Consider the following 25983-nt stretch of genomic DNA (forward strand, 5'->3'; position numbering starts at 1 on the left):
TCGTTAAACTTTGGTAGCAAACAAAGATTCTGATAGCTTTGTTTCCGAAATGAATCGTTTAATAACTTCTAAAACAAGAAAATTATGAGATCATTAATTGGAAAACAAGCGCCGAAATTTGATGCCACGGCCGTAATCAATGGGCATGAAATCGTTCAGGACTTCTCGTTGGATCAGTATAAAGGGAAAAAGTATGTAGTATTCTTCTTCTATCCGATGGATTTTACTTTTGTATGCCCCACCGAACTGCACGCATTTCAGGAAAAGCTCGACGAGTTTGAAAAACGGAACGTAGCTGTGGTAGGTTGCTCGGTCGACTCTGAATATTCTCATTTCTCCTGGTTGCAGATGCCCAAGAGCGAGGGAGGTATCCAAGGCGTGAAGTATCCTATTGTGTCCGACTTTTCTAAATCAATCTCTGAAAGTTACGGAGTACTGGCCGGAAGCTATGCTCCCGATGAAAATGGCAATTGGGTATGCGAAGGGGCACCGGTGGCTTTCCGCGGTCTGTTCCTGATTGACAAAGAAGGTGTAGTGAGACATTGTGTCATCAACGACTTACCATTGGGACGTAACGTAGACGAAGTACTGCGTATGGTGGATGCCTTGCAACATTTTGAAGAGTATGGCGAAGTTTGTCCGGCCAATTGGTCGAAAGGTAAAGATGCCATGAAAGCAACCGAAGACGGAGTGGCCAGCTATCTGAGTAAACATTAATAGAGACACATCTGTAAGAAAAAAGGGCGTTTATTGAAAAATAAATGCCCTTTTATAGTTGATAATCCAAATATTATGGCGTTCTTTGCTGCCGAAAACAATTGATCGTTTTATTTTACTCTATTTTCTACTGAATCAGTCGAATCCGGATCTAATCTCAAACTTCTGTTGTTTCTAAATTTATTTATCAATTTTTATTTTTTTATTTTATGAACATGTACATTGGAAACCTTAGCTATCGTGTTAAGGAAGCAGATTTGAGACAAGTAATGGAAGAGTACGGAACAGTTGATTCAGTAAAACTGATCACCGACCGCGAGACTCGCAAATCTAAAGGATTCGCATTCGTTGAAATGCCGAACGACGACGAAGCCAAAAATGTTATCGCTGAGTTGAACGGTGCTGAATACGAAGGCCGTCAGATGGTTGTTAAAGAAGCCCTGCCTCGTAACTAATCCATTTATAGCATAAAACTAAAAAGGATACTCTTTGCAGAGTATCCTTTTCTTGTTTTTATCCGGCAGACATTACAATGCCTTGCTCTGATTATCATTGGTCAGTGGTTTACCTTTATACTCTCCGGTCAGTGTTTCCAGGAAAGCTACTATTTTATTCAGTTCATCTTCCGGCAGATTCTTATCTACCTGATATTTGGCCATATAATCCACAGCCTCCTTCATTGTTTTCATGCTACCGTCATGAAAGTAAGGAGCTGTCAGGGCAATGTTTCTTAAACCGGGAACTTTGAAACGATGTTTATCACGATCATTTTGGGTCTGTTTGAAGCGTCCGTTATCTTCTTCTGTCAATTCAATGCCACGATCTGCAAAATAATCTCTCTTCACACCCATTAACTCGTAAGACTGACCACCCAAAGTTTCACCTACATGGCAAGTAGCGCAATCGTATTTCTTAAACAATTCGTATCCGGCAAGTTCCATATCGTTAATAGCAGTCTTTTCACCTTTCAGATAAAGGTCGAAACGAGAATTGGGAGTGAGCAATGTCTTTTCGAACTCTTCGATAGCGTCAGTGATATTCTTTTCCGAATATCCGTCGGGATATACAGCTAAAAAGGCTTTGGTGAAATTAGCGTCCTGTTCGAGTTTTGCAATGATTTCGTCAAAAGACTGGCAAGCCATCTCGACCGGATTCAACGGAGGACCGGCAGCCTGCTCGGCAAGTGTTCCGGCACGTCCGTCCCAGAACTGCACGAAATTGTAGGCAGCATTGTATACCGTCGGAGCATTCACACCTCCGAATTGTCCACCTACACCTTCTGAATATTGCTTGTTGTCTACCCCTCCCGTATTCAATCCATGGCATGATGCACATGAAACGGTGTTGTCGGCCGAAAGGCGAGTATCGTGATAAAGCATATCTCCCAAAATCACTTTACGCATATCTACCGGAATGGAATCAGCGATGGGACGCACCGGCTCGTTAGCGAATTCGGCTGAAGCCAGCCCGTTAGCATAATGTGCCAGACGGTGTTGTTTTGCCCACGCCATAGCCATTTCCTTTTTAGCATCTGTCACACTGGCTCCCCAGTGTACCATATAGTAGGCATGTTTGGGCATTGTTCCGTCCATGATCACTTTCTCTACTTTGGCCAAAGCCACTTTTCCTACAGGTTTACCGACTTTTAAGGCTTCAGCCATTTCGGTCATGTCAAAAGCGCGATAACCTTGTTCCACGTCCTTCTGAACCATTCCGCCGGCAACAGGCCAGTTTGCATAAAAAGGAAGATCCGGACTACCCGAATGGCATTGCAGGCAGCCACCGGAAGTAATGATCTCTTGCATCTGAGCGTCAGCGGCAAGCTCTTTTGACGGAGCCTGATTTACGACGCGGTAAGTGATAGCCAAAGCTCCGACCGTCACCAGTAATGCGATGATAAATTTTGTACTTTTCTTCATTGTGGATTCTTTTAGTTAATTATTACGATTATATAAATGTACACTTTGTTGAGCCGAGGGCAAATAATTTACTCCATACCAACACATCTGCAAAGCCAAAAAGGAGAAAATAAGTATGACATACAGCATCTTTTTACGAAACCTGCCCCGTAAGCGCAGGTGCATATATAATAGGTATCCCATCCAGGTAACCACTGCCCAGGTCTCTTTGGGATCCCAACTCCAATAATTTCCCCAGGCCTCCTTTGCCCATAAAGATCCAAGAAGCATGCCGATCGATAAAAAAGCCACACCAGAATAGACCAGATTATCCGCTGTCACCAAATATTCTTCTTTGTGGTGTACAAGCCCGCAAATAGCAATAATGAAAGCACATCCCAATACAGAGTAGGAGAACATATAAACTGTGACATGGGGAATAAACCAGACACTTTGCAAAGCCGGCATAAGTGATTGGTCATGTATCTCGGGCTTCAGCAAATTGATGATAACAAAAACAGTGGACAGCAGAGTAGAGAAAGAAAGTATCCATCGATATTTCCAGCGAATATACGTCAACAGCCCGGCAATCCCCATAAAAAAGGAATACCACAAACGGGTTTCACCCATAGTGCGAAGAGGAGGGCGTTGCAGAGATATCCATAGCCCGGCAATGAATATCCCCAGACAAGTAATTCCTGCTACAGTCAGTACAACAGCTATTTTACTTTGTCCCGATGAACGAAGTGCCGATATGGCCCCAATAAGCCAAAGACAGATGGAGACAGTTGCAAACAGATAGAAGTTATCCCAGGTTATCATGATTTAGCTTTTTTAGGACCATTAATAAATAGCAGAACAGCTCCTGCTAACATCATTAAAATACCAGTCACCATTACATATTTCCAGGGTTGATGTACAATCTGAAGAATGCAATATCGGGTATTTCCCACATTACGTGTATCATATCCGGTCAGATAAATATCTTCTCCCAAACGGTAACTGTGAGGATGATTTACTTCAAGCGTAGTTCTCTGCTCTCCAATACGTACATCTGCCGCAAAACGCGAAGGCATCCCGTTCGGATAATACTCTGTATTGAAAGAGTAGAGTTCCAATTCATAATCCAGATAATAGGCTTTCCCATCCATACTATAGGCTTCGCGTCCCGGTTGTCCGGCATAAAGCGGGATCCGTAATGTCTGCACATCGCTGCTACCGAAGAATCCGGCAAATAAAGCGAGCCATAATCCCAAATGGTTCAGGAGAAAACGCTTCTTTGCCGGTACACGATGATAGAAAGCATGGATAACCACCATTGCCAGATTACTCAATAAAAGAAAAAGAATGGCAATGAATATCCAGGAAGTCATAAAGTTATAGCATCCCAATGAGGCTGGGACTCCTGATATGGATGCAGCTTCTGCTTCCGATAATTGGGGAAACAACCCGATAACCAAGCTGCCACCTACTAATAATAAGATTGATAAAATACTTGTCCGGGAAGACAGCAGAAAACGGGTTAACGGTAACTTATTCCCTTCTTTATAGAGACGCCATAATAAATAGACCCATATAACTGCTATAATCACATTCAGAGGGAATGCAAAAAAAGATAAGGGGAAATTGCCTGTCATAGTTTGCAATAATGCCGCTATTACAAAATATGCAGTTACTAATAGTTTTTTGTGCATAGTTGTGCCTTTATATGGTGCAAAGTAAGTAAAAATATGCCAATAAACGTATAAAAGGCTATTAATTTGTATTAAATACAATTTTGAAGTAGATTTAAATTGAAAAGGAACATTGCTATTTATAATATTAGTTGGGGATGACCGGGATACAAAATAAAAGAAAATATAAATTAGTACTTAGAATAAAGTAGCTTTCCAGGAGATTATCTATATTAGCATTCACAAAATAGCTTTAATCATTAAATGTCTAATCTTAAAAACGACAAAACATGAAAACTCCATCTTTAATTCTGATGATAATCATTTTATGTAATCTCAGCATCCCAATAAATGCTCAAGTACTAACCTCCCGCCAGCAAAAAGAAGATTTTGACACCTTATATAGCTTATTATGTCAAGTACATCCGGATTTATTTATGTATCAAACACAAAAAGAATTCGAAGAAAAGCATGATTCAATATATCGCTTGTTAAATAAAGAACGAAACGTTTCTGATTTCTACTTTATAGTCTCTCCATTTGTTGCATCTGTAAAAGATGGTCATACTAATTTCGCAATTCCTGCTACTCCAGACAGAATAGACTATTTGAATCATGGAGGACTGACTCTGCCTTTACGCTTAAAAATAGTAGACGATAAGATAGTAGTTGATTTCCCCTTAATATCCTGTTCGATACAGGAAAATGATGAAATAACATGTATGAATAATATAAATAGTCAAACTATATTAAGCCAATTGTATCTTTTACTGGGAGCTGAAAAAGGGAACGCTATTAAGGAAAATCAATTGACCCTTTATCTTTCTACTTTGCTATGGTATAAATATAATTGGGGTGACAAATATGATTTTACAATTAAAAGGGGAAATAAGATCTGGAAAGAATCATTGAGTGGCATCGGACAAATAGATGCCCTCCCTGTTTTAAAAGCAAAACTTGGAAAAAGCCTGCCGCAATTTAGTTATACTCTAAGCCCCGATAGACAGACTGCTACTCTGCAAATAATGAACTTATATCAATTACCACAACTAAAACAATTTTGTGACTCTGTCTTTTCGGTGATTAACAGAGAACATGTACCCAATTTGGTTATAGATATCAGAAATAACAAAGGAGGGTCAAGTGCCGGAGTTGACATGCTTCTATCATACTTATCGCATGATGCTTATACATTATATGCTAAAACTGATTTAAAAATCAGTTCATACTCAAAACTGTATAATAAGCAAAAACATCCGGAAACCTATGAAGAGATCAAAAATTTACCTGACGGTTCTTTATTTGCTATTCAAGATTCTTCTGTAGCGGGAAACCGGGATAAAGCAGATATTTATAAAGGAACAGTTACAGTATTGGTAAATGAAACCACTTATTCCGGAGCGTCGACATTTGCATCTGCTATTAAAAAATCTCATGCAGGAAAAATTCTTGGTGAAACCGGCTGCCCAAATGTATATTTTGGCAATTATATGTCATTCACATTACCCAATTCCCGATTAGAATATTATGTCTCACTTAATAAATTCTATGAATAAATGAACTCTCTAAAAAGAAAGCGGAGTTCACAATTCCGCTTTCTTTTTAGTATTGTCCTATTGCATTTATTTTGAAGATGTTCCACTCTCAAGAATACTGACAATTGAAAAGAGGGTGAAGCAAATGGCCCCTAAACCGGCTAATACGCGTGCAGGGATAAAATAATCATCGCGTGTTGTACCTAATTCGAAGGCGAAAGAGGCCAGAAACAGGCAAGCTAATGCTGTCAATACCGGAATCAGAGGGATGCGGTTGGCCAAAGCAAATTCTCGTCCCCAGATTTTTGCCAGTAGAATTACTTTACTGGAAATACTGTAACAAACAAGGCCAAGCCCAATCATAATATATCCGATAACCCCATTTGTACTGCTTGAATCGGCAAAAATAACAAACAGCCCCCAAAGGAGGGAAATAGTTCCCATCAATAATACGAGTTTCGGCCATTGTTTACGCTCTTTATCCGTATATACATTTCTGATTTGACGGGCAATAGTAGCGACCAAAGCAATCAGACTTGTGCAAATACAAGCCAGACCTGCCATCACATGCCCTGCTACAAAATAAGCAGGATGTACATCGCTTTTGGCCAATAAAACAAAAGCCCATATCCAAGCAATCAACGATACAATAATAGCTATTGTTTTTAATACAAGTTCTTGACCTTTAGTAAACGCTCCTTTAGGAATACCATTACCAATCATTTTTGAGTTGGCAGGAATCAGTGAAAAACGGGTAGAAGATGTTGCAGCGGTTGCTACACAAGTAGTTATCAGTCCTACTCCGGCAACCACATGCCCAGCCACAAAGGAAGAGGCAGAGGCAGATCCGGTAAACATACAGATTCCACCAATAATAGTAACGGCAGCAGCGAGATAACCGATAATAGGCAGTGCGTACAAAGAACCGCGCCCATAAGTATGTATAATTTGCCGGATAATAGTAGCAGCCGTTGCAAACAATGCAATACAAATCATACCTAATGAAAAGACTACAGGACCTGCCACCAATCGGTTAGGATCATCTCCATATACACTGATAAACGCTCCGTAGCCGAAACAAAACAGAGCCATCGCCAAAGGAATTGCTCTGAACAATATACTAATACCGTAATTCATAACATATAGGGTTTTAAAATTTCCCTGATAAACAAGGCATATAGTTTTTTGTTTTGCTCCCCTTACTACTTTTTACACTCTTTTCACAAGGTGGCCCTTCCTGTCAGACTGAAATTAAAAAGGCTTTTCTTGTATGAAAACGAATGTTTTTGTACATTTGCACCCTTAAAATAGGGAGGGTATCCCGATCTTAAATTGTAAAATAGTAAAATTGTAAATATAGCCATGAGCAAGAAATTTGCCGAATATTCGCAGTTCGACCTCTCGCAGGTGAATAAGGACGTATTGAAAAAATGGGACGAAAACCAGGTTTTCGCCAAGAGTATGACAGAACGTGAAGGCTGTCCTTCGTTTGTTTTCTTCGAAGGGCCTCCATCAGCTAACGGTATGCCGGGTATTCACCATGTAATGGCTCGTTCTATAAAAGATATTTTCTGTCGTTACAAAACGATGAAAGGATATCAAGTGAAACGTAAGGCAGGTTGGGATACACACGGGCTCCCTGTAGAATTAGGTGTAGAAAAGTCTTTAGGGATCACCAAAGAGGATATTGGAAAAACAATTTCTGTAGCAGAATACAATGCTCATTGCCGTCAGGATGTAATGAAATTCACAAAAGAATGGGAAGACCTGACTCATCAAATGGGGTATTGGGTGGATATGAAGCACCCGTACATCACATACGACAACCGTTACATCGAAACACTGTGGTGGTTATTGAAACAATTGTATAAAAAAGGATTACTTTATAAAGGATATACTATCCAGCCATATTCTCCGGCAGCCGGGACTGGATTAAGTTCGCATGAGCTGAATCAGCCGGGATGCTATCGTGACGTGAAAGACACAACGGTAGTGGCACAATTTAAGATGAAGAACCCTAAACCCGAAATGGCAGAGTGGGGTACTCCTTATTTTATAGCATGGACTACTACTCCATGGACACTACCTTCGAATACAGCACTTTGTGTAGGTCCTAAAATTGACTACGTTGCAGTTCAATCGTATAACGCATATACAGGACAGCCAATCACGGTAGTATTGGCAAAGGCATTGTTGAATGCACATTTCAGCCCGAAAGCAGCCGAACTGAAACTGGAAGATTATAAACCAGGTGATAAGTTGGTTCCTTTCAAAGTAATTGCTGAATATAAAGGTACCGATTTGGTAGACATGGAATATGAACAATTAATTCCATGGGTAAATCCGGGAGAAGGTGCTTTCCGTGTAATACTGGGCGATTATGTAACAACAGAGGACGGTACGGGTATTGTACACATCGCTCCGACATTTGGTGCGGATGATGCTCAAGTGGCAAAAGCTGCCGGTGTGCCTCCATTACAGTTGGTTAATAAAAAAGGTGAACTTCGTCCGATGGTAGATCTGACCGGTAAATTCTATACTTTAGATGAGTTGGATGAAGATTTTGTAAAACAGCGCGTTAACGTAGATTTATACAAAGAGTATGCAGGTCGTTTCGTGAAGAATGCTTATGATCCGAATCTATCCGATCAGGATGAATCATTGGATGTAAGTATCTGTATGATGATGAAAGTTAATAATCAGGCTTTCAAAATAGAAAAGCATGTGCATAATTACCCGCACTGCTGGCGTACAGACAAACCGGTGCTTTATTATCCGCTGGATAGTTGGTTTATTCGTTCTACTGCGTGCAAAGAGCGCATGATAGAGTTAAATAAAACCATTAACTGGAAACCGGAATCTACCGGAACCGGACGTTTTGGCAAATGGCTGGAAAACCTGAATGATTGGAATCTGAGCCGTTCCCGTTACTGGGGTACTCCGTTGCCTATTTGGCGAACAGAAGACAACAGCGACGAGAAATGTATAGAGTCGGTTGAGGAGTTATATAATGAAATCGAAAAATCGGTTGCCGCAGGGTATATGCAATCGAACCCCTATAAAGATAAAGGTTTCATACCGGGTGAATATAATGAAGAAAATTATAATAAGATAGATCTCCATCGCCCATATGTAGACGATATTATCCTTGTTTCAAAAGATGGTAAGCCTATGAAACGCGAAACAGACCTGATTGACGTATGGTTTGATTCGGGTGCGATGCCTTATGCACAGATCCATTATCCATTTGAAAATAAAGAGTTATTGGATAGCCATCAGGTATATCCGGCAGATTTCATTGCAGAAGGTGTGGACCAGACACGTGGATGGTTCTTCACTTTACATGCCATTGCAACCATGGTATTTGACAGTGTTTCATACAAAGCAGTCATTTCAAACGGATTGGTATTAGACAAGAATGGCAATAAAATGTCTAAACGTTTAGGAAATGCAGTTGATCCGTTCTCTACCATCGAGAAATATGGGTCCGATCCCTTGCGTTGGTATATGATTACCAATTCTTCTCCATGGGATAACCTGAAGTTTGATGTAGAAGGCATCGAGGAAGTTCGTCGTAAATTCTTTGGTACTTTATACAACACCTATTCTTTCTTTGCTTTGTATGCTAATGTAGACGGGTTTGAATACAAAGAGGCTGATGTTCCGATGAGCGATCGTCCGGAAATTGACCGATGGATTCTCTCTGTACTGAACACATTAATAAAGGAAGTAGATACCTGTTATAACGAATATGAACCGACTAAAGCAGGACGTTTAATTTCTGATTTCGTAAACGATAATCTGTCTAACTGGTACGTCCGCCTGAACCGTAAGCGTTTCTGGGGTGGTGGATTCACTCAGGATAAACTATCTGCATATCAGACTTTGTATACATGCCTGGAAACGGTAGCCAAATTAATGGCACCTATCGCTCCTTTCTATGCAGACCGTCTGTATGGCGACCTAATCAGTGCAACAGGACGCGATAATGTAGTTTCTGTCCATCTGGCGAAATTCCCGGAATACAATGAAAAAATGGTAGATAAGGAACTGGAAGCACAAATGCAGATGGCACAAGACGTTACTTCCATGGTGTTGGCATTGCGTCGTAAAGTGAATATTAAAGTTCGTCAGCCGTTGCAGTGTATCATGATCCCTATAGTGGATGAAGCACAAAAAGCCCATATCGAGGCTGTAAAAGCACTTATCATGAGTGAAGTCAACGTAAAGGAGATTAAATTCGTTGATGGTACAGCCGGCGTTCTGGTGAAAAAGGTTAAATGTGACTTCAAGAAACTGGGACCAAAATTCGGAAAGCAAATGAAAGCTGTAGCAGCAGCTGTAGCAGAAATGTCACAGGAAGCTATTGCCGAACTCGAGAAGAACGGCCGTTATACCTTTAATTTAGATGGGGCAGAAGCTATTATAGAAACTGCAGATGTAGAGATCTTCAGCGAGGACATTCCGGGATGGTTGGTTGCCAATGAAGGGAAATTGACTGTTGCGCTGGAAGTTACTGTAACGGAAGAACTTCGCCGTGAAGGAATTGCACGTGAATTGGTAAACCGCATTCAAAATATCCGTAAATCAAGTGGTTTCGAGATTACAGACAAAATAAAAATAACATTATCTAAAAATCCGCAGACAGATGATGCGGTAAATGAATATAATGGTTATATTTGTAACCAAGTTTTGGGTACATCCCTTACTTTGGCAGACGAAGTAAAAGGCGGCACAGAATTAAATTTCGACGACTTCTCTTTGTTTGTGAATGTAGTGAAAGAATAATTCTAATACTAATAACCTAATAAACAGTAAAAGTTATGGCAGAAAAGACAAGATATTCGGATGCGGAGTTAGAAGAATTCCGTGCCATCATTAATGAAAAACTGGAACTAGCACAACGTGACTATGAACAGTTAAAACTGAGCTTAATGGGGCTGGACGGAAATGACACAGATGACACGTCCCCCACATATAAAGTCTTGGAAGAAGGAGCAAATACATTGTCGAAAGAAGAGACTACACGTTTGGCTCAACGCCAACTGAAGTTTATTCAGGGTTTACAGGCTGCTCTTGTACGTATCGAGAATAAAACGTATGGTATTTGCCGTGAAACAGGAAAATTAATTCCGGCAGAACGTCTGCGTGCCGTGCCTCATGCTACACTGAGCATTGAAGCAAAGAACAGTGGAAAGAAATAAATAGTAGGCTACGAGCTACCTATTGCAAGAGACAAGTGTATACACGGTAATATCGTGTTTCTCTTTAGCTTGTAATTGGTAGCTCGTAACTTATATAACTGATAGCTTAACAAAATGAAGAAACTACTCACGAAAGGACAAATCGCTCTGCTCGTCATTTTTTCTGTGCTGATCATTGATCAAGTGATTAAAATCTGGATCAAGACTCATATGTATTGGCATGAGAGTATCCGTATTACAGATTGGTTTTATATTTATTTTACCGAAAATAATGGTATGGCGTTTGGAATGGAGATATTTGGAAAACTCTTTCTGACTACATTCCGAATCGTTGCAGTAGGCTTGATAGGGTGGTACTTATATAAAATAGTAAAAAGAGGATTAAAAACCGGATATATCATTTGTGTATCGTTAATCTTGACCGGTGCACTGGGTAACATTATTGACAGTGTTTTCTATGGAGTCTTTTTCAACGAAAGCACACATTCACAAATAGCCAGTTTTATGCCCGAAGGAGGTGGTTACTCCACTTGGTTCTATGGTAAAGTAGTTGATATGTTTTATTTCCCGATTATCGATACAAACTGGCCGGCATGGATGCCTTTTGTAGGTGGAGAGCATTTCATTTTCTTTAGTCCGATCTTCAATTTCGCAGATGCAGCCATTAGCTGCGGAATTATTGCCTTATTACTGTTCTATAGCAAATATCTGAATGATTCATACCATCATTCTGTGACCAAAAAGTAAAAAAGAGGTAATGAAAAAGTATTTCCGGTTTCAATTATGTTGTATCTGTCTTTTGGTACTGATAACATCTGCTTGTAAGGTGAAAAGACCTGATAGCGTTATATCAGAATCACAGATGGAAAATCTGCTATACGATTACCACATTGCCAAAGCGATGGGTGAGAACATGCCTGGTGGCGAGAATTACAAAAAAGCACTGTATGTAGAAGCTGTATTTAAGAAATATGGTACAACAGAAGAAGTTTTTGACTCGTCTATGGTATGGTATACACGCAACACAAAAATACTATCGGAAATCTATGAAAAGGTAAATAAAAGGCTGAAAGCCCAACAGGATGCCATCAACCACTTGATAGCATTGCGTGATAATAAGCCTAAGATGTCTGCTCCAGGCGACAGTATTGATGTCTGGGCATGGCAGCGGGTTGCCCAGTTAACGGGATCTCCATTGAATAATAAGTTCACGTTCACATTACCTTCTGATACAAATTTCAAGAAACGTGATGTATTGCTCTGGAAAATACAATATAACTTCCTGGATGGAATGCCGGACTCAACAATGGCTCCGGTAATGGCCATGCAGATTGTTTATAAGAACGACAGTGTGACCAATAGTTGCACGAAACATATATTTGAATCAGGAATTCAGGACATTCGTCTTCAATCAGATACGATGACTATCAAGGAAATAAAAGGATTCATTTTCTATCCGCAATCCCAAAAGTCAACAACACTTTTGGTTAGTGACATTTCGTTGACCCGTTATCATGTAAATGACTCATTAACACAAATGGGAAAAGACTCTTTAAATGCCGACTCAATAACAGAAAAAAATAAGGTAGATTCTATCCGGAAGAAAGCTCCCCAAGATACTATTCAAACGACGCCGGTACATCAACGGACTAATCCAAAGGATTTGAACCGCCCCAATAACGATGTCCGTCCCGTTAAACCGGAACAACGAGAGAAAGAGCAACAAATAGAAAAAGAAAAACAGCAATTAGAAAGACAGCAACGAACTAATCCAAGGAGACCATTGCGTCGTCAGAATAATTAGAAAATAAGATGAAACGTTTTGCTGCACATTATATATTTATTCCGGAAAGTGGATTTTTAAAACTGCATGCCATAGAAATGGAGGGAGAGTATGTCTATCGTATTTTTCCCTGTAGTGAAGAAATTGAATCTGTAGAATGGTTTCCCGGTGTCATTTTATTGATTCCGCAAGAAAGGATGGATATAAATAATACTTTGTTCAACTTAACCAATACCGATGAACAAAGTATTACTATTCCGGAAATTACCTCATGCATGAAATGGCAGGCTTATTTGTTATTTCCATTTGACTTTGCTACAATGCGGCCTGTCGCCGAAACTCAGCGCAGACAATTGCGGTAGCAATGGCTACATTCAATGATTCTGAGGTCTCGCGTTCCTGAGGATAATTTGGAATGTATAACTTACGGTTTACCAGCTTTTCCACTTCGGCTCCAATACCATTTCCTTCATTCCCCATTACTATTATTCCATTCTTTGACAAAGGCTGCTCATACATATTCTTTCCATCCAGAAAGGTACCATATACCGGTACATTTCCCAGTACATAAATCAACTCTGGCAATGCGATATAATGTACTTTTACTCTGGCAATGCCTCCCATGGTAGCTTGTATGGCTTTAGGATTAAAAACATCAACAGTATTGGGCGAACAGAAAATGTGTTCAATACCAAACCAGTCTGCAAGACGAATGATTGTCCCAAGATTACCGGGGTCTTGAATATCATCCAAAGCTAAACATAAAGAATTACGAATAACTTCTGTATCGATCTCGTACTTCGGTTGTTCAAACAATGCCAGTACTTGTTGAGGGCTCTTCAACAAACTGGCACGAGATAAATCCTCAGGACCGACTTCAATTACCTCCACAGCCTTAACTGCAGAATGTTCTCTAAGCCATTCCGAAGTGGCCGCCAGAAACTTGCAAGGGAAATGTCCCAGTAAATCACCTACCAATTTGGGACCTTCTGCCAGAAAGACTCTTTCTTCTTTCCTATTTTTTTTTAATTCCAGCGATCGGATATATTTAACTCTATTTTTACTTAATGTTCCCATCTAACTCTAATTTTACGGCAAAGCTATAAAGATATTCCCAATTAACTATTATATTTCTAATCCTTTTTATGTCTTTATTTTCTTACCATTAACAAACTTTATATTGATAAATATAAACCATCTACTTAAATTTAGTAGATTTGTAATACATCATTATATTGATATCCAGAACGAAGAAGGTATGCCCAGACACATAAAATACAATAAAGAAAGAAGAACAGTATCTTCTCTTAAAAAATAAATAAGCTCTGATTGGCTGCAGCAAATCCAGATATTAATCCTAATGTATAACCTTTAAAAACGAATTAAAATGTTGAACGAAAAAAGAACTCAAAAAATTATGAAGAGCAAATTTCTGATATTTCTGCCGGTAGTAGCCATGTTGCTATTGTTTAGCAATTGCGGGAGTAAAACAAGTAACGAGCAGGCTGTTACCGAAGTGAAAGACTCTGTAAGTGCCACACAATCCCTTAAAGAAGAAGTAGTACCGGACTCTGTAGCTATACTAAAAGACGTAGTGTATGATGTCGTTGATAGTGCTCCTACATTTCCGGATGGAATGAAGGGATGCTTACAGTTTATTGCAAAGAGCATCAAATATCCGGCCCAAGCCATTGAAAACAAGGAAGAAGGTCAGGTAGTAGTTCAGTTTGTTGTTTCTAAGAATGGTAAACTGCTTAACCCGATTGTTGTAAAAAGCGTATCTCCGCTACTTGATGCGGAAGCTATCAGAGTGGTAAACTCAATGCCTGATTGGATTCCTGGAAAGCACAAAGGCGAAAATGTAAACTCACGATTTACACTTCCGGTCAGGTTTAGGCTTAAATGATGTAGTCATCTATAAAAATGCCGGAAGAGTAGAAATGCTCTTCCGGCATTTTTATTTCCCAAAACAAAAAATATGGTTTATATTTGTAACCTATTTGGCGTAATCTATTAAAAAACCGTATATGAAGAAAGGGGTTCTTTACACGATTCTTCTTTATTTTGTTTTGTCACTAGCTTCGTGTTCTGCCACTAAGTTTGTGCCGGAGGGTTCTTATTTGTTGGATGAAGTAAAAATACATACTGATAATAAAGACATAAAACCGTCGGACATGCGACTTTATGTGCGACAGAATCCTAACTCGAAATGGTTCAGTGCAGTCAAGACTCAACTGTATGTGTATAATTGGTCCGGAAGGGATTCTACGAAATGGCTCAATAAATTCTTGCGCAAGATAGGAGATGCTCCGGTTATCTATAATGAAGCCGATGCTATCCGTTCGCAAGAAGAAATTGCAAAAGCAGTGCAGAATCTCGGCTATATGGGAGCTACCGTAAAAAGAACCATAAAAACTAAAAAGAAAAAGCTAAAACTGTTTTATGAAATCAATTCAGGCAAACCTTATACTGTACGCACACTGAAGTATGATATTTCTGATAAGAAAATAGCCGAATATCTTCAAAATGATTCTACCAAATCAACGTTGAAAGAAGGAATGCTTTTCGATGTAAACACACTTGATGCGGAACGGCAACGTATTACAGACTACTTATTGTGTAACGGTTATTATAAATTTAATAAGGATTATATTACTTATACGGCAGATACTGCCCGCAATACTTATCAAGTAGATTTGACTTTACATCTGTTGCCCTATAAAGCTTATGTTGGTGATGTTCCTAAAGAACATCCTCAGTACAAGATCAACAAAATCAATTTTATTACTGATTATGATGTCTTGCAATCATCAGCTCTGAGCAGCATTGAAATTAATGACTCTTTGCATTATAACGGATTCCCGATCTATTATAAAGACCAACTGTATTTACGTCCTAAAGTGCTCGTAGATAACTTAAGATTCACCTCCGGAGATTTATATGATGAACGTAACGTACAAAAGACCTATACTTATTTTGGGAGGCTTTCAGCTCTCAAGTATACTAACATTCGTTTTTTTGAGACACAAAATGACGATAGTACCAGACTGAATTGCTATGTAATGCTAACCAAAAGCAAGCATAAATCCATTTCTTTTGAGTTGGAAGGTACTAATTCGGCAGGTGATTTGGGAGCTGCCGCGTCCGTTTCTTTTCAACATAGAAATTTATTTCGCGGCTCAGAAACTTTCATGGTAAAATTCCGAGGAGCTTATGAGGCCATATCCGGATTACAGCCGGGATATAAAAACCATAATTATACTGAATACGGAGTTGAAACAAGCATCAATTTCCCCAGTTTCTTATTTCCCTTTCTTACTTCTGACTTTAAACGGCGGATAAGAGCAACGACAGAGTTCGGACTACAATACAATTATCAATTACGCCCCGAGTTCTCCCGCACCATTGCTTCGGCTTCATGGAGCTACAAATGGATGCAAAAACAAAAGATTCAGCACCGCATCGATTTATTGGATATCAGTTACCTCTACCTTCCCTGGATTTCTCCTCAATTCCAGGAAGACTATATTGATAAGGACAAAGACAACTACATCCTCAGATATAATTATGAAAATCGTCTTATTGTACGTATGGGATATACTTATAACTATAATAGTGCAGGAGGAACCCTTGTCAATAATACGATAACTTCCAATTCTTATTCCATACGGGCAGGCTTCGAATCTGCAGGCAACATTCTTTACGGAGTCTCTAAAATGATTAATATGAGAAAGAATAAAGATGGGGAATATGCTATTTTAGGGATACCTTATGCACAATATTTGAAAGGCGACTTTGATTTTGCCAAGAATATTATAATCGATCATCGCAATTCCCTTGCGTTTCATGCGGGGATAGGAGTTGCCGTACCTTATGGAAATGCCAAGGTAGTTCCTTTTGAGAAACGTTATTTCTCAGGAGGAGCCAACAGCGTAAGAGGATGGTCTGTACGTAATTTAGGACCGGGCTCTTTTGCCGGCGATGGAAATTTCATGAATCAGTCCGGAGATATCAAATTGGATGCAAGCATCGAATACCGGACCCGTCTGTTTTGGAAGTTCCGCGGAGCGGCATTTATCGATGCAGGTAACATATGGACTATCCGTGAATATGAAAACCAGCCGGGAGGAGCTTTTGAATTCGACAAGTTCTATAAGCAAATCGCAGTGGCTTATGGATTAGGGCTCAGACTGGACCTTGACTTTTTTGTACTTCGTTTTGACGGAGGTATGAAAGCTGTAAATCCTAAATATGAGAAAACAAAAGAACGTTATCCTATTATTCATCCTAAATTTAGCCGTGATTTCGCATTTCATTTTGCTGTAGGCTATCCATTCTGATTCTATTAAGGATAGAGATAAAAAAAAGATGAAACTGACTCTCAGAGCGGTTTCATCTTTATATTTATAGTTATTTCGATAATCAGCGTGCTGCAAAAAGCAGTCCGCCCATTGTAGCCTGACGTGCAGCCATCATACCTTGTGCATCAAGAGTTACGTTCATCTTTTCTCCATTCGGTAAATTCATTTCAGCAGTACCGTCATTGTTCATTTTCAACAATTCCGTGCTGACTCCGTCAGCAACAACATTCCAAGTGTTTGCTTCTTTGTTATAAATCAACTCCATAGCTGAATCTTCACCTTCTTTAGTGATGGAATAACCATTCTCAAGGGTCTTTACCAGATAATCTCCGTTCTCACCCTTTACTTTCTTCACATCACCTACATTAGCCATAGGATTGGTGCCACTCCAGAATTCGATTGAGTTAATTACCAATGCATCTGCCAGATAAGCGACACCATATACCGGAACGATATTTAAAGCAAGGAAAACAAGTTCATTTACAAATTTTGTACCAATGGACTGATTCCATGACGAAATGCGATTGAACAATCCGAATGATCCTACACATGAACTAAACAGGATAGTACCACTGAGAAAAATGGCAGCAACCAAAGTTAATCTGTTCTTTTTCATACTAATTTTTTTATTTGTTATTAGGTTAATATTATGGATCATTTATATAAAAACGATCCTGTTATAATCTGCAAATATACTCTTTTTAGCTAAAGAGAACAAATTTAGGTTACTTTTCTGCTTACATTTTCCTTTTGTTTCGGAGTTGCCGGCCTATCATATAATCGACAGAATATTTCCCCGGTCCGCTTATATACATCAAAATAAAAACAATCAAATATACTAATGCCAATTCTTTCATTGCAAATGCATCATTTGCATGAATAACAAAGAATGCAATACCCATAGTAAAGATCATTGGAATCATGGCCAACCTGTAAAGAAAACCTATAATAAAGGCCATCGAACATACTAACTCTGCAAAAATGGCCAACCCCAAGGAGAGGGGAGAACCTAATCCCAACGGATCAGGAAAGGATGTGGAAAGTTCCTGAAAATTACTCCATTTTTGTATGCCATGATTCATTAACAATAATCCAAACGAGATTCTTAGAATCAGCAGGAATGCGGATGCTCCCATACTGTCTGGTTTAAGAGGAAATAAAAATTTGTAAATCATAAGTTTATATTTTTAGATTTTATAATATAAACAACTATCCGTTTTGTATTGTTTACTTGATACAGATCAAATAATAGCCAGATCCCCCCAAAAAGCAATATCAAAATACAACTCATGAATTATCATTTTTGTTGTATCGGCGAATGACAACTAAAATGAAAGGAATGTGATCATGAAAAAAATAGGGAAGTTTCTGAGAAGCTGTCTGGAGGAGATTGGCAGAAATACTCTTAAAGAATATGGCTACTCTAATGACAAATAAATCTCTTACTGATGTTATTATTGGAGAAATGTATCGTATTCTCAGGAACAATGCATTTATTTTCATCCGAATATGCAAAAAAAATGTAATACGAACATCTTTTCAAAATCCAACCTGTTATATAGTCAATAAAATAAAGGGATTATGGAATATATAATTATTTATATAGCTTTTTTGCTTATCACGTGGGCATTTATAATGAAAAGTATACATGATGCACCGGAAATGGAGGATACAGAGAGTAATCCTCTATAGAAATAAAGGAGGATTGATACTCTGAATAGTATAAAATCCTCCTTTATTATTCTTATTTATTATTATTTTCCGAAGAAGGAGCAATGTAATCTTCTTTAATGAATTCGTCATACACCTTTTTCGGATGATCAAACGGAGCTACTCCAGTGCGATTTTCATTAAAATTCTCACGTCTGAATTTCTTCAGTTTAAGATTATCCTCAGCATATTCCCGGAGTTTTTTCTTTTCATGCCCATACAATGAACTATCCAAAACTTCCGAATCCAATAAACTCTCTTTAGGAGTTATAGACGGCAATAAGTTTTGTTCTAATAACCCACGATAAGCACCGTTGTATTCACACCACACACAATCTCCCAATATAAACAGCCGATAAGTGTATCTGGACCATGCTGTTTTAATAGTAACCTCACGAGAGTAGATCTCCACAGTTGCCTCCGAATCGAATGCACGATCACGGATTACGACTAATTTCCTACCTGAAATATCTTCCTTAATAAGGGTCGTCCATCTTTCGGAATTTAGAATTTCCCCGATTATTTCAGGTAACTTTTCCTTAATTTCAAATTGTATTCTCATATCATTCGCCTGTGGGCCAGGACTTATTAATTGCCCCCAATTATAATCTATTTCCTAAAGATAGTAAGTTTCAAGGTTAAAAACAAAATAAAATCCATTTTTTTCCAGTCTTTTTGCTATAATTATCTATCTATTTACTATCAAATACATAAAAACGGAGTAATCGGAAATTTTTGTTGGCATTCATCTTTATGTAAAAAGGGACAGTCCGATTGCAGCCCATAAAAATGATTAAAGTACACCTAAAGAAATATAATCAGAACTTAACCACAGGAGCGGTATACATTTCTTTTTATTGGTTGTAAAGACCCAATTATAAAATAACAAATCACTTTACTATAAAGTGCTGAAACATAGAAAATAAACTTTTCAGACCGATAGTTAAAGTCCATCTTACGGGCTAAGATCTACATCTTAGCTCGCAAGATACACATCTTGGCCCGCAAGATCTGTATCTTAGCTGCCAAGATGAACTTGAATTATAGGGAGTAACCATTTTCCCAAGGATCAAAAGATACTCTTCCACCTGAATCTTTAGGTTTCATTATTGATGGACTATCCTTACTTATCAGGAAAAACATCAATACGAAGAAGGTTGTGTGACAAAGGCATCGCTAAGATGCAGAAATATAAAGAGAGGAGCACCAACAAAAATTTCCGATTAATTCAATATCTTGTTGAAGAACAGAAGCAAAATAAAAATAAACACATAAAAAATCCACTACATTTTTATATGCAGTGGATTTATAACGAATTGTACACCCTCAGGGACTCGAACCCTGGACCCATTGATTAAGAGTCAATTGCTCTACCAGCTGAGCTAAGAGTGCATGTTATCAAGCGTTCTTGATTTCGGGTGCAAAGGTAAACCTTTATTTTTAAACTGCAAATGTTTGAAGGAATTTTTTCGTCTAAAGAATGTCTTTTATTCTGTCTAATGAAACACTTGTATCTTTTTAAGTATTCATTCATAAATAATCATACATGATAAATTGTCTCATTTACAATAATCTATATTAGACCAAGAAGCGTTGAATTAAGATTTAGTAAAGAAAAAACATATTCCGGTCAAAGATTAAGTTTTAAAAAAGTTTTTTTAATCGCACATTAAAGCATTTTATATAGTACGATTTACGTAAACTATTATAATTCAACAGATAAATGTATAATACCTCTTATAATATATAATTTATAAAATTATCTGTATCTATTTAATTAGATTTATATTACAATCTTCTAATGAAAAAAAATCAATATATCAATAAATTATAAATATTCATTTCATCTATATTTCTTTTAATGTATTTTTGTATCCGAAATAAATAGCAAGGCTAAAAATCTAATAACAAATGAACTTATATCTAAAACACACTTTTTCCTACTTGTTGGGCATATCTTACGCTTTATTATCTTCGGCACAGCCCAACTCGGACAAACTGCAATGTAAAGTGACAGGACGAATGCTTCTGGATGGAGGCGTATATCTTAAAAATGATAACCATTTTGGTAATGGAGTGGAATTTGGTGATCTTCGCATAGGCGCAAAAGTTGCTTATCAAAACTGGAATATGAAAGTTGAAATAGGCTATACGGGCAATAAAGCAGCAATCAAGGATGCTTACGCAATGTATACACAAAAAAAGCACACTATACAGGTTGGACAATTTTATGAACCCTTCAGCTTAGAAATGCTGTGTAGTACTTTCGACCTTCGCTTTAATCAATCTCCCGGAGTCGTTCTTGCCTTGACAAACAGTCGGCGAATGGGAGTCGCATATAGCTATAGAAGTAAACGTTACTATTTGTCGGGAGGGGCATTTACCGACAATGATGTCAATAATCTGAAAAATGTTTCACAAGGCTATGCGTTGGATGGCAGGATAGTATATCGACCGGTATTTGAAAATGAGAAGCTTATCCATATAGGGTTTGCAACAATCTATCGTACTCCTGACGGTTCATTGAATGAAGAAGACAAAAACGTATTTTCTTATAAATCTCCTGGAGTGAGCACGATTGACAACCGAAACATTGTTGCAGCCACTGTCGACCATGCGACACATCAGATAAAGTTTGGCACCGAATTATTGGTTTATTATCACCGTTTTTGTCTGCAAAGTGAATATATACGCACACATGTGAAGCGGGATGATGCATTTGAAAATTATGTAGCACAAGGTGGTTATCTTCAATGCTCTTGGCTTTTAGCCGGTCAGACTTATTTATATGACGAATCAGTCGCATGTCCCGGCCGGCCGAAAGGAAAAAGCCTGGAGCTCTGTTCCCGATTTAATTATCTAACACTTAATGACGGAAAAGCTGCTATCTGGGGAGGAGAACAAAAAGATATCTCCGTTGGACTTAATTATTACATTAATAAATACATCGGAGTAAAATTAAACTATAGCTATATGATACCCGGAGCTAATATAAAAGAGATAAGCAACCAAAACTTCAGCGTAGTTCAGGGAAGATTCCAATTCATTTTCTAATCAATAGTCTTTAATATATTCAGGTTATACTATATTTCATAAGATGCTCACTGTTTATCTCTTGGGTTGTGAAGAGATAAACAGTGAGCATAAACGGATGACTTATAATAAATAAATTCGTTCTACCTGCCTTTTCTTTCCAAATCCCTAACGGCTGGAATACACATCATCAAAACGGCGGTAAGCACAATTGCTATTCCGCAATAAATGAAAATATTGGCTATCCCCAGATTATCAGCAACAAATCCCGTAATAAACAACCCTATAATAGAGGGGAGTAAGCTCACGCTATCAAAAAGTGAAAATACCCGTCCTAAATATGCCGGTTCAAATTGAGTTTGAAGCAATGAAGTAAAAGGTCCGGAAAAGAACGGAACAACTATGCCCTGTGCTACTGTTAGTATGGCAAAATAGATAAAGCCTTCAGCCGGAAGCACTCCACAGAATGCCAACGCCAGACCGAGTAAAAAGTAAGAGGTGGCAATCAGCAGAATTCTCCGTATCTTAGGATTCCAAACACCCAGCAATGCACCACCGGCCAGCATGCCTGCACCGAAAAGGACCTCTATCAAACTCACCTGATATGCCGTTCCCGAGAAATTCTTCAAGGTCATCAATGGCATCAAAGCTACCATAGGCATAACAAAAAATGTAACAAGAACTTCTGTTACCATAACCCAACTGACTCCTTTGTTGCGCATGATGACATTAAACCCATCTCGCATATCATAAAGCACATTCTTAGCAGAAGCATTTTCTTTTTTAGGATTAGGAATATACACAAAAAGTAAAGCTGTACAAGCTATTATGGCTCCAAATACATCCAAAAGCATAACAAGGCTCATGTCGAAGGCAAGCAGTAATATAGCCCCGAGAGCCGGTCCACCGATGTTACATACTGACTGAATCGCCTGATTGATACCTGCAATGCGCATAAGCTCTTTCTCGGGTGCCAGCAATGGCACAGACGATTTCATGGCAGGCGTATGAAATGCACCACCGACAGAGCGCAACATAAGCAAAAAATATATATGCCATAGCTCAACTGTATTAAGATAAAACAACAATGCAATTATACCGGAACAAAGGGCGACGAAGCTATCTGCTCCAATCATAGTCCACTTACGATTCCAACGATCGACAAATACACCGGCAAAAGGACCTAATACCGCCTGTGGCAATAGGGCAGCAATTGTTGCAAATGACAATACTTCTGCAGAACCAGTTTTAAGACTAATCCACAAAACAATAGAGAACTGGGCAATAGAACTACTTAGTATAGAGAATAGCTGCCCGGTCCATATAATAATAAACTTTTTCTTCCAATTATTCATATTAAAGTTGAAATAAGATAAAGAATGAGATCATTCCTCTGTTGCATTTATACAGGAGGAAAAGAAGAATGAGATATACCATTACGAGAAAAGGCATATCAAAATAAGGTGAAACCGTAGCTAAGCCAGTTCCAAATAATCGACAAGTATGTCAAACAGATAAGTTGTTTTCATCAATTTTATTCTTTGCGGCGACAAAGATAAGATAATATTTCAAAATGTCACAAAAACAAAAAGGAGATTATAAATAATCTCCTTTTGTACACCCTCAGGGACTCGAACCCTGGACCCATTGATTAAGAGTCAATTGCTCTACCAGCTGAGCTAAGAGTGCTTGTTTCTCGTTTGCGGTTGCAAAAGTAGGGCTTTTATTTCATATTGCAAAACAAATAGGAATCTTTTTTATTCTTTTTTTCTCACACTTACTCAAATTCATAGAGCTCTGATGGCGTATTTCTCTTTAAAGCAAGCAGTTGCACATCCTTCCCAACAATGACGCCTTTATTCTTTAATTTCCATTCAACCGTTTTATAAGCCAGTTCCGGATGATTATTATCTTTGCTCAGATGACAAAGCCAGATATAACGAAGATGTTCCGTGATATTCTCAGCAAGAAAGTCGGCAGTATCTACATTACTCATATGGCCTGTACTACTTGAAATACGTTCTTTCAGATATGTAGGATAAGGTCCCATACGAAGCATTTCTTCATCATAATTAGCTTCAAGAATCAAATAATGGGCTTTACAGATATATCGGGCAGCAGTCGGAGTAATCTCTCCCAAGTCTGTTAGAAAAGAAAAGACTTTACCATCAACTTCTATACAATAACCCACATTGTCTGTTCCGTCATGTGGAACTTCAAAAGACTCAATGCGGAAGTCTTCCAATTTCATAGGCTCTTCTTTCTCCAGATAGCGTACAGAAGCATGCAATTTTTCTGTCATACAATAACTTTTATTAATCCCCGCATGTATACGTGCTGTGGTATATACCGGAATATTCAACTTCTCACCTAAATGCCCCACAGCTTTGATATGATCAGCATGATCATGCGTTATAAACACTGCGCGTATCGAATCCATCGTCACATTTATATCTCTCAACGTTTTTTTTATGGTACGAATTCCGATACCTGCATCAATGAGTATGCCGTATTTTTCGGTACCCAGATAATAACAGTTTCCGCTACTGCCACTTGCCAGGCTTATAAATCTAATCTTCATTATTATTCTCTTCTTTTAAATGCAAATTGCCGTCAACTTTTATGGCAAAGTGACGGCAAATATACATAAAAAAGGAAACAATCAGGTGTTAGCTTTCTTCTTTTTATCGATGAAATCGGTGATTTTTGCAAAAATAAGCAATGCAATTGCTGCAATCAAACCGATTGCTGCAAAGTAATACCAGATGTAATGAGCATTTACACTGGCGGCTTCCCAAGCTTCTCTGGATTCAAACAGGGCAGGATCCGGACAATACTTGGTCAGCAGCACCCCTGCGAGCCCAAAGCCAAAAATAGAAGACAAAAAAGAGTGAAGATGGCTAAAACCTAAGTACATGCCTTCTTCACCTTTAGGAGCTTGTAAAGAGAAATATTCCAGATAACGCGGAGAAATAAAGCATTCTGCCAAGCCTTGTACCACGATGCCGGCAATCATCATCAACGTAATATTACTCATTCCCGAGATAACTTCATTGCCCAAGAGATTACCACATGCCATCAACAGCGCTGATATCGGAATCAGAAACATACCAATATTCATCGAAGTGATAGCACTTCGTCTGGCCATCCAGCGAGTCACAAAGCTCACACAACAAACAACGACAAAAGGATTTACATTGGCAATCCACCCCGGTTTTGCAGTTTCACCAGCCATGCGAATAACATACTTAGGCATTGTAGCATAAAGCTGATGTTGTACCATCCAGAATCCCGTAATAATAAGGATTAAGATTAGCAAACGCCAATTAGTGACAATACGCAAGAAACCTTGTCCGATCTCACGCATACTCTTTCCTTCTCCTACGGTATGAGTCGATTTATACAAAAAGAAAACAGCCAACAAAGCGATGAGAGTCATGACTCCTGAGAAATAGTTAATATAGATATAAGCTTGGTCACCAATAACATTCCGTAGAGGATCGATAACCGTTTTACCGGTAAAGGCACCGATATTAACCATCATATAAAAAATAGAATATCCGCGTGCCCGAGTCGCTTCAGTTGTTTCCTTGGCAACAGAAGCTGAAATAACCGATTTAATAAATGCGCCGCCTATCATAATTATAAATAGAACCGGAACTATCAACCAACGGGAGGCACTATCCGTCAGTCCATCGAAATGAGTGTTTTCTCCATAAGTCACTAATCCGGCGCTTTCAAGTAACGTGGGTAATACTCCCAGGCCCAAGTATCCGGCTGTCAATAATGAAAAAGCAACAAGCATTGATTTGCGAAAACCGATTTTATCGGCATACGCTCCGGTAAAAATAGGAAGCAAGTATAATCCACCGGAAAAAAGGCCGGAAATCATACTTGCTTCAAAATCATTAAAACCTAAAATTGTAGATAGATAAATAGTGAGAACGATAAACACGGCATAGTAAGCCATGCGTTCAAACAGTTCGACTGTGTTGCTGACATAAAAGGCTCTTGTGAAACCTTTAGCAGCAGGCTGAGGGGAATTGTTCATTTATGTTTTTCTTTTTTT

Annotated in this window: 22 protein-coding genes and 2 tRNA genes; 11 read left to right on the plus strand and 13 right to left on the minus strand. The window is 38.6% G+C overall.

Translation table 11 applies throughout. The annotated features are described in order from the left end of the window. Nucleotides 1-84 precede the first annotated feature (84 nt). Nucleotides 85-717 carry a peroxiredoxin gene (locus G7Y45_RS13270; RefSeq protein WP_005777720.1) on the plus strand — a complete coding sequence of 211 codons (633 nt, stop codon included), beginning with the start codon at nt 85-87 and terminating at the stop codon, nt 715-717. A gap of 209 nt (nt 718-926) precedes the next feature. After that, a complete protein-coding gene (locus G7Y45_RS13275; RefSeq protein ID WP_005777722.1) occupies nt 927-1172 on the plus strand; it encodes an RNA-binding protein in 246 nt (81 codons plus the stop codon). A 72-nt stretch (nt 1173-1244) separates the two neighbouring features. Here the strand turns inward: G7Y45_RS13275 and G7Y45_RS13280 are convergent, their stop codons facing one another. The 3 genes from G7Y45_RS13280 to G7Y45_RS13290 are packed head-to-tail and all read right to left on the minus strand — an operon-like array spanning nt 1245 to nt 4309. Further along, nucleotides 1245-2636: a cytochrome-c peroxidase gene (locus G7Y45_RS13280; RefSeq protein ID WP_005777723.1), complete on the minus strand. Its 1392-nt coding sequence runs from the start codon at nt 2634-2636 to the stop codon at nt 1245-1247. Nucleotides 2637-2651: 15 nt separating this feature from the next. After that, nucleotides 2652-3437 carry a cytochrome c biogenesis protein CcsA gene (gene ccsA, locus G7Y45_RS13285; protein ID WP_032543250.1) on the minus strand — a complete coding sequence of 262 codons (786 nt, stop codon included), beginning with the start codon at nt 3435-3437 and terminating at the stop codon, nt 2652-2654. Next, on the minus strand, nt 3434-4309 hold the full coding sequence (locus G7Y45_RS13290; protein ID WP_165017184.1) for a cytochrome c biogenesis protein ResB: 876 nt from the start codon (nt 4307-4309) through the stop codon (nt 3434-3436). The genes ccsA and G7Y45_RS13290 overlap by 4 nt, the downstream gene beginning before the upstream one ends. A 269-nt stretch (nt 4310-4578) precedes the next feature. Here G7Y45_RS13290 and G7Y45_RS13295 point away from each other — a divergent pair, with 269 nt between their 5' ends. Continuing rightward, entirely contained in the window at nt 4579-5844 is a 1266-nt protein-coding gene (locus G7Y45_RS13295; protein WP_032543248.1) for a S41 family peptidase, read from the plus strand. Nucleotides 5845-5910: 66 nt separating this feature from the next. Here the strand turns inward: G7Y45_RS13295 and G7Y45_RS13300 are convergent, their stop codons facing one another. Continuing rightward, nucleotides 5911-6960 (minus strand): DUF2776 domain-containing protein, encoded by a 1050-nt coding sequence (locus G7Y45_RS13300; protein WP_005806062.1) that lies wholly within the window; start codon nt 6958-6960, stop codon nt 5911-5913. A gap of 225 nt (nt 6961-7185) precedes the next feature. Here G7Y45_RS13300 and ileS point away from each other — a divergent pair, with 225 nt between their 5' ends. The 5 genes from ileS (at nt 7186) to G7Y45_RS13325 (ending at nt 13172) form a co-directional block, all read left to right on the plus strand. Beyond that, the gene (gene ileS / locus G7Y45_RS13305) at nt 7186-10611 is read left to right on the plus strand and encodes an isoleucine--tRNA ligase (protein ID WP_165017181.1); all 3426 of its coding nucleotides are present in this window, start codon (nt 7186-7188) and stop codon (nt 10609-10611) included. A gap of 35 nt (nt 10612-10646) precedes the next feature. Further along, nucleotides 10647-11027 (plus strand): TraR/DksA C4-type zinc finger protein, encoded by a 381-nt coding sequence (locus G7Y45_RS13310; RefSeq protein ID WP_005777736.1) that lies wholly within the window; start codon nt 10647-10649, stop codon nt 11025-11027. Between the two features lie 114 nt (nt 11028-11141). Continuing rightward, a complete protein-coding gene (locus tag G7Y45_RS13315) occupies nt 11142-11774 on the plus strand; it encodes a lipoprotein signal peptidase (RefSeq protein ID WP_005777738.1) in 633 nt (210 codons plus the stop codon). 10 nt (nt 11775-11784) lie between these two features. Further along, nucleotides 11785-12831 carry a DUF4296 domain-containing protein gene (locus G7Y45_RS13320; RefSeq protein ID WP_032543245.1) on the plus strand — a complete coding sequence of 349 codons (1047 nt, stop codon included), beginning with the start codon at nt 11785-11787 and terminating at the stop codon, nt 12829-12831. An 8-nt stretch (nt 12832-12839) separates the two neighbouring features. Further along, entirely contained in the window at nt 12840-13172 is a 333-nt protein-coding gene (locus G7Y45_RS13325) for a hypothetical protein (RefSeq protein ID WP_005777742.1), read from the plus strand. On the opposite strand, the gene G7Y45_RS13330 is transcribed toward G7Y45_RS13325, so the two are convergent. After that, nucleotides 13126-13887: an RNA methyltransferase gene (locus tag G7Y45_RS13330; protein WP_165017179.1), complete on the minus strand. Its 762-nt coding sequence runs from the start codon at nt 13885-13887 to the stop codon at nt 13126-13128. The two genes, G7Y45_RS13325 and G7Y45_RS13330, sit on opposite strands and share 47 nt — an antisense overlap. A gap of 340 nt (nt 13888-14227) precedes the next feature. On the opposite strand from G7Y45_RS13330, the gene G7Y45_RS13335 reads away from it, so the two are divergent. Both G7Y45_RS13335 and G7Y45_RS13340 read left to right on the plus strand, forming a co-directional pair. After that, nucleotides 14228-14716: an energy transducer TonB gene (locus G7Y45_RS13335; protein ID WP_241159052.1), complete on the plus strand. Its 489-nt coding sequence runs from the start codon at nt 14228-14230 to the stop codon at nt 14714-14716. Nucleotides 14717-14837: 121 nt separating this feature from the next. Further along, complete coding sequence (locus G7Y45_RS13340) at nt 14838-17150, plus strand: BamA/TamA family outer membrane protein (protein ID WP_005777747.1); 2313 nt, start codon at nt 14838-14840, stop codon at nt 17148-17150. Nucleotides 17151-17232: 82 nt separating this feature from the next. Here the strand turns inward: G7Y45_RS13340 and G7Y45_RS13345 are convergent, their stop codons facing one another. From G7Y45_RS13345 to G7Y45_RS13360, 4 genes are all read right to left on the minus strand, one after another. Then, nucleotides 17233-17787 (minus strand): DUF3332 domain-containing protein, encoded by a 555-nt coding sequence (locus tag G7Y45_RS13345; protein WP_005806068.1) that lies wholly within the window; start codon nt 17785-17787, stop codon nt 17233-17235. A 121-nt stretch (nt 17788-17908) separates the two neighbouring features. Next, nucleotides 17909-18346, minus strand: a complete 438-nt coding sequence (locus G7Y45_RS13350) for a DoxX family protein (RefSeq protein ID WP_005806070.1) — start codon at nt 18344-18346, stop codon at nt 17909-17911. 569 nt (nt 18347-18915) lie between these two features. Next, on the minus strand, nt 18916-19443 hold the full coding sequence (locus G7Y45_RS13355) for a hypothetical protein (RefSeq protein ID WP_005806074.1): 528 nt from the start codon (nt 19441-19443) through the stop codon (nt 18916-18918). Nucleotides 19444-20200: 757 nt separating this feature from the next. Then, nucleotides 20201-20273, minus strand: a tRNA-Lys gene (locus G7Y45_RS13360). Nucleotides 20274-20792: 519 nt separating this feature from the next. On the opposite strand from G7Y45_RS13360, the gene G7Y45_RS13365 reads away from it, so the two are divergent. Then, complete coding sequence (locus G7Y45_RS13365; protein ID WP_165017173.1) at nt 20793-21935, plus strand: OprO/OprP family phosphate-selective porin; 1143 nt, start codon at nt 20793-20795, stop codon at nt 21933-21935. Between the two features lie 122 nt (nt 21936-22057). Here the strand turns inward: G7Y45_RS13365 and G7Y45_RS13370 are convergent, their stop codons facing one another. The 4 genes from G7Y45_RS13370 to G7Y45_RS13385 form a co-directional block, all read right to left on the minus strand. Next, a complete protein-coding gene (locus G7Y45_RS13370) occupies nt 22058-23269 on the minus strand; it encodes an MFS transporter (protein ID WP_165017170.1) in 1212 nt (403 codons plus the stop codon). A 261-nt stretch (nt 23270-23530) separates the two neighbouring features. Beyond that, nucleotides 23531-23603, minus strand: a tRNA-Lys gene (locus tag G7Y45_RS13375). Between the two features lie 88 nt (nt 23604-23691). Then, nucleotides 23692-24495: an MBL fold metallo-hydrolase gene (locus tag G7Y45_RS13380; RefSeq protein WP_165017167.1), complete on the minus strand. Its 804-nt coding sequence runs from the start codon at nt 24493-24495 to the stop codon at nt 23692-23694. 81 nt (nt 24496-24576) lie between these two features. Beyond that, nucleotides 24577-25965 (minus strand): MFS transporter, encoded by a 1389-nt coding sequence (locus tag G7Y45_RS13385; RefSeq protein ID WP_005820255.1) that lies wholly within the window; start codon nt 25963-25965, stop codon nt 24577-24579. Nucleotides 25966-25983 lie beyond the last annotated feature (18 nt).

Origin of the sequence: Bacteroides sp. ZJ-18 (genome assembly GCF_011038705.2) — a bacterium.
In the GTDB taxonomy this organism is placed as follows: domain Bacteria; phylum Bacteroidota; class Bacteroidia; order Bacteroidales; family Bacteroidaceae; genus Bacteroides; species Bacteroides hominis.

What these genes read in the sequence shown, in the direction of transcription:
- G7Y45_RS13355 (WP_005806074.1), bottom strand. Translation starts at nt 19,443, where the DNA reads ATGAGAATACAATTTGAAATTAAGGAAAAGTTACCTGAAATAATCGGG.
- G7Y45_RS13310 (WP_005777736.1), top strand. Translation starts at nt 10,647, where the DNA reads ATGGCAGAAAAGACAAGATATTCGGATGCGGAGTTAGAAGAATTCCGT.
- G7Y45_RS13320 (WP_032543245.1), top strand. Translation starts at nt 11,785, where the DNA reads ATGAAAAAGTATTTCCGGTTTCAATTATGTTGTATCTGTCTTTTGGTA.
- G7Y45_RS13365 (WP_165017173.1), top strand. Translation starts at nt 20,793, where the DNA reads ATGAACTTATATCTAAAACACACTTTTTCCTACTTGTTGGGCATATCT.
- ccsA (WP_032543250.1), bottom strand. Translation starts at nt 3,437, where the DNA reads ATGATAACCTGGGATAACTTCTATCTGTTTGCAACTGTCTCCATCTGT.
- G7Y45_RS13370 (WP_165017170.1), bottom strand. Translation starts at nt 23,269, where the DNA reads ATGAATAATTGGAAGAAAAAGTTTATTATTATATGGACCGGGCAGCTA.
- G7Y45_RS13380 (WP_165017167.1), bottom strand. Translation starts at nt 24,495, where the DNA reads ATGAAGATTAGATTTATAAGCCTGGCAAGTGGCAGTAGCGGAAACTGT.
- G7Y45_RS13385 (WP_005820255.1), bottom strand. Translation starts at nt 25,965, where the DNA reads ATGAACAATTCCCCTCAGCCTGCTGCTAAAGGTTTCACAAGAGCCTTT.
- G7Y45_RS13335 (WP_241159052.1), top strand. Translation starts at nt 14,228, where the DNA reads ATGAAGAGCAAATTTCTGATATTTCTGCCGGTAGTAGCCATGTTGCTA.
- G7Y45_RS13275 (WP_005777722.1), top strand. Translation starts at nt 927, where the DNA reads ATGAACATGTACATTGGAAACCTTAGCTATCGTGTTAAGGAAGCAGAT.
- G7Y45_RS13270 (WP_005777720.1), top strand. Translation starts at nt 85, where the DNA reads ATGAGATCATTAATTGGAAAACAAGCGCCGAAATTTGATGCCACGGCC.
- G7Y45_RS13315 (WP_005777738.1), top strand. Translation starts at nt 11,142, where the DNA reads ATGAAGAAACTACTCACGAAAGGACAAATCGCTCTGCTCGTCATTTTT.
- ileS (WP_165017181.1), top strand. Translation starts at nt 7,186, where the DNA reads ATGAGCAAGAAATTTGCCGAATATTCGCAGTTCGACCTCTCGCAGGTG.
- G7Y45_RS13280 (WP_005777723.1), bottom strand. Translation starts at nt 2,636, where the DNA reads ATGAAGAAAAGTACAAAATTTATCATCGCATTACTGGTGACGGTCGGA.
- G7Y45_RS13325 (WP_005777742.1), top strand. Translation starts at nt 12,840, where the DNA reads ATGAAACGTTTTGCTGCACATTATATATTTATTCCGGAAAGTGGATTT.
- G7Y45_RS13330 (WP_165017179.1), bottom strand. Translation starts at nt 13,887, where the DNA reads ATGGGAACATTAAGTAAAAATAGAGTTAAATATATCCGATCGCTGGAA.
- G7Y45_RS13295 (WP_032543248.1), top strand. Translation starts at nt 4,579, where the DNA reads ATGAAAACTCCATCTTTAATTCTGATGATAATCATTTTATGTAATCTC.
- G7Y45_RS13300 (WP_005806062.1), bottom strand. Translation starts at nt 6,960, where the DNA reads ATGAATTACGGTATTAGTATATTGTTCAGAGCAATTCCTTTGGCGATG.
- G7Y45_RS13345 (WP_005806068.1), bottom strand. Translation starts at nt 17,787, where the DNA reads ATGAAAAAGAACAGATTAACTTTGGTTGCTGCCATTTTTCTCAGTGGT.
- G7Y45_RS13290 (WP_165017184.1), bottom strand. Translation starts at nt 4,309, where the DNA reads ATGCACAAAAAACTATTAGTAACTGCATATTTTGTAATAGCGGCATTA.
- G7Y45_RS13350 (WP_005806070.1), bottom strand. Translation starts at nt 18,346, where the DNA reads ATGATTTACAAATTTTTATTTCCTCTTAAACCAGACAGTATGGGAGCA.
- G7Y45_RS13340 (WP_005777747.1), top strand. Translation starts at nt 14,838, where the DNA reads ATGAAGAAAGGGGTTCTTTACACGATTCTTCTTTATTTTGTTTTGTCA.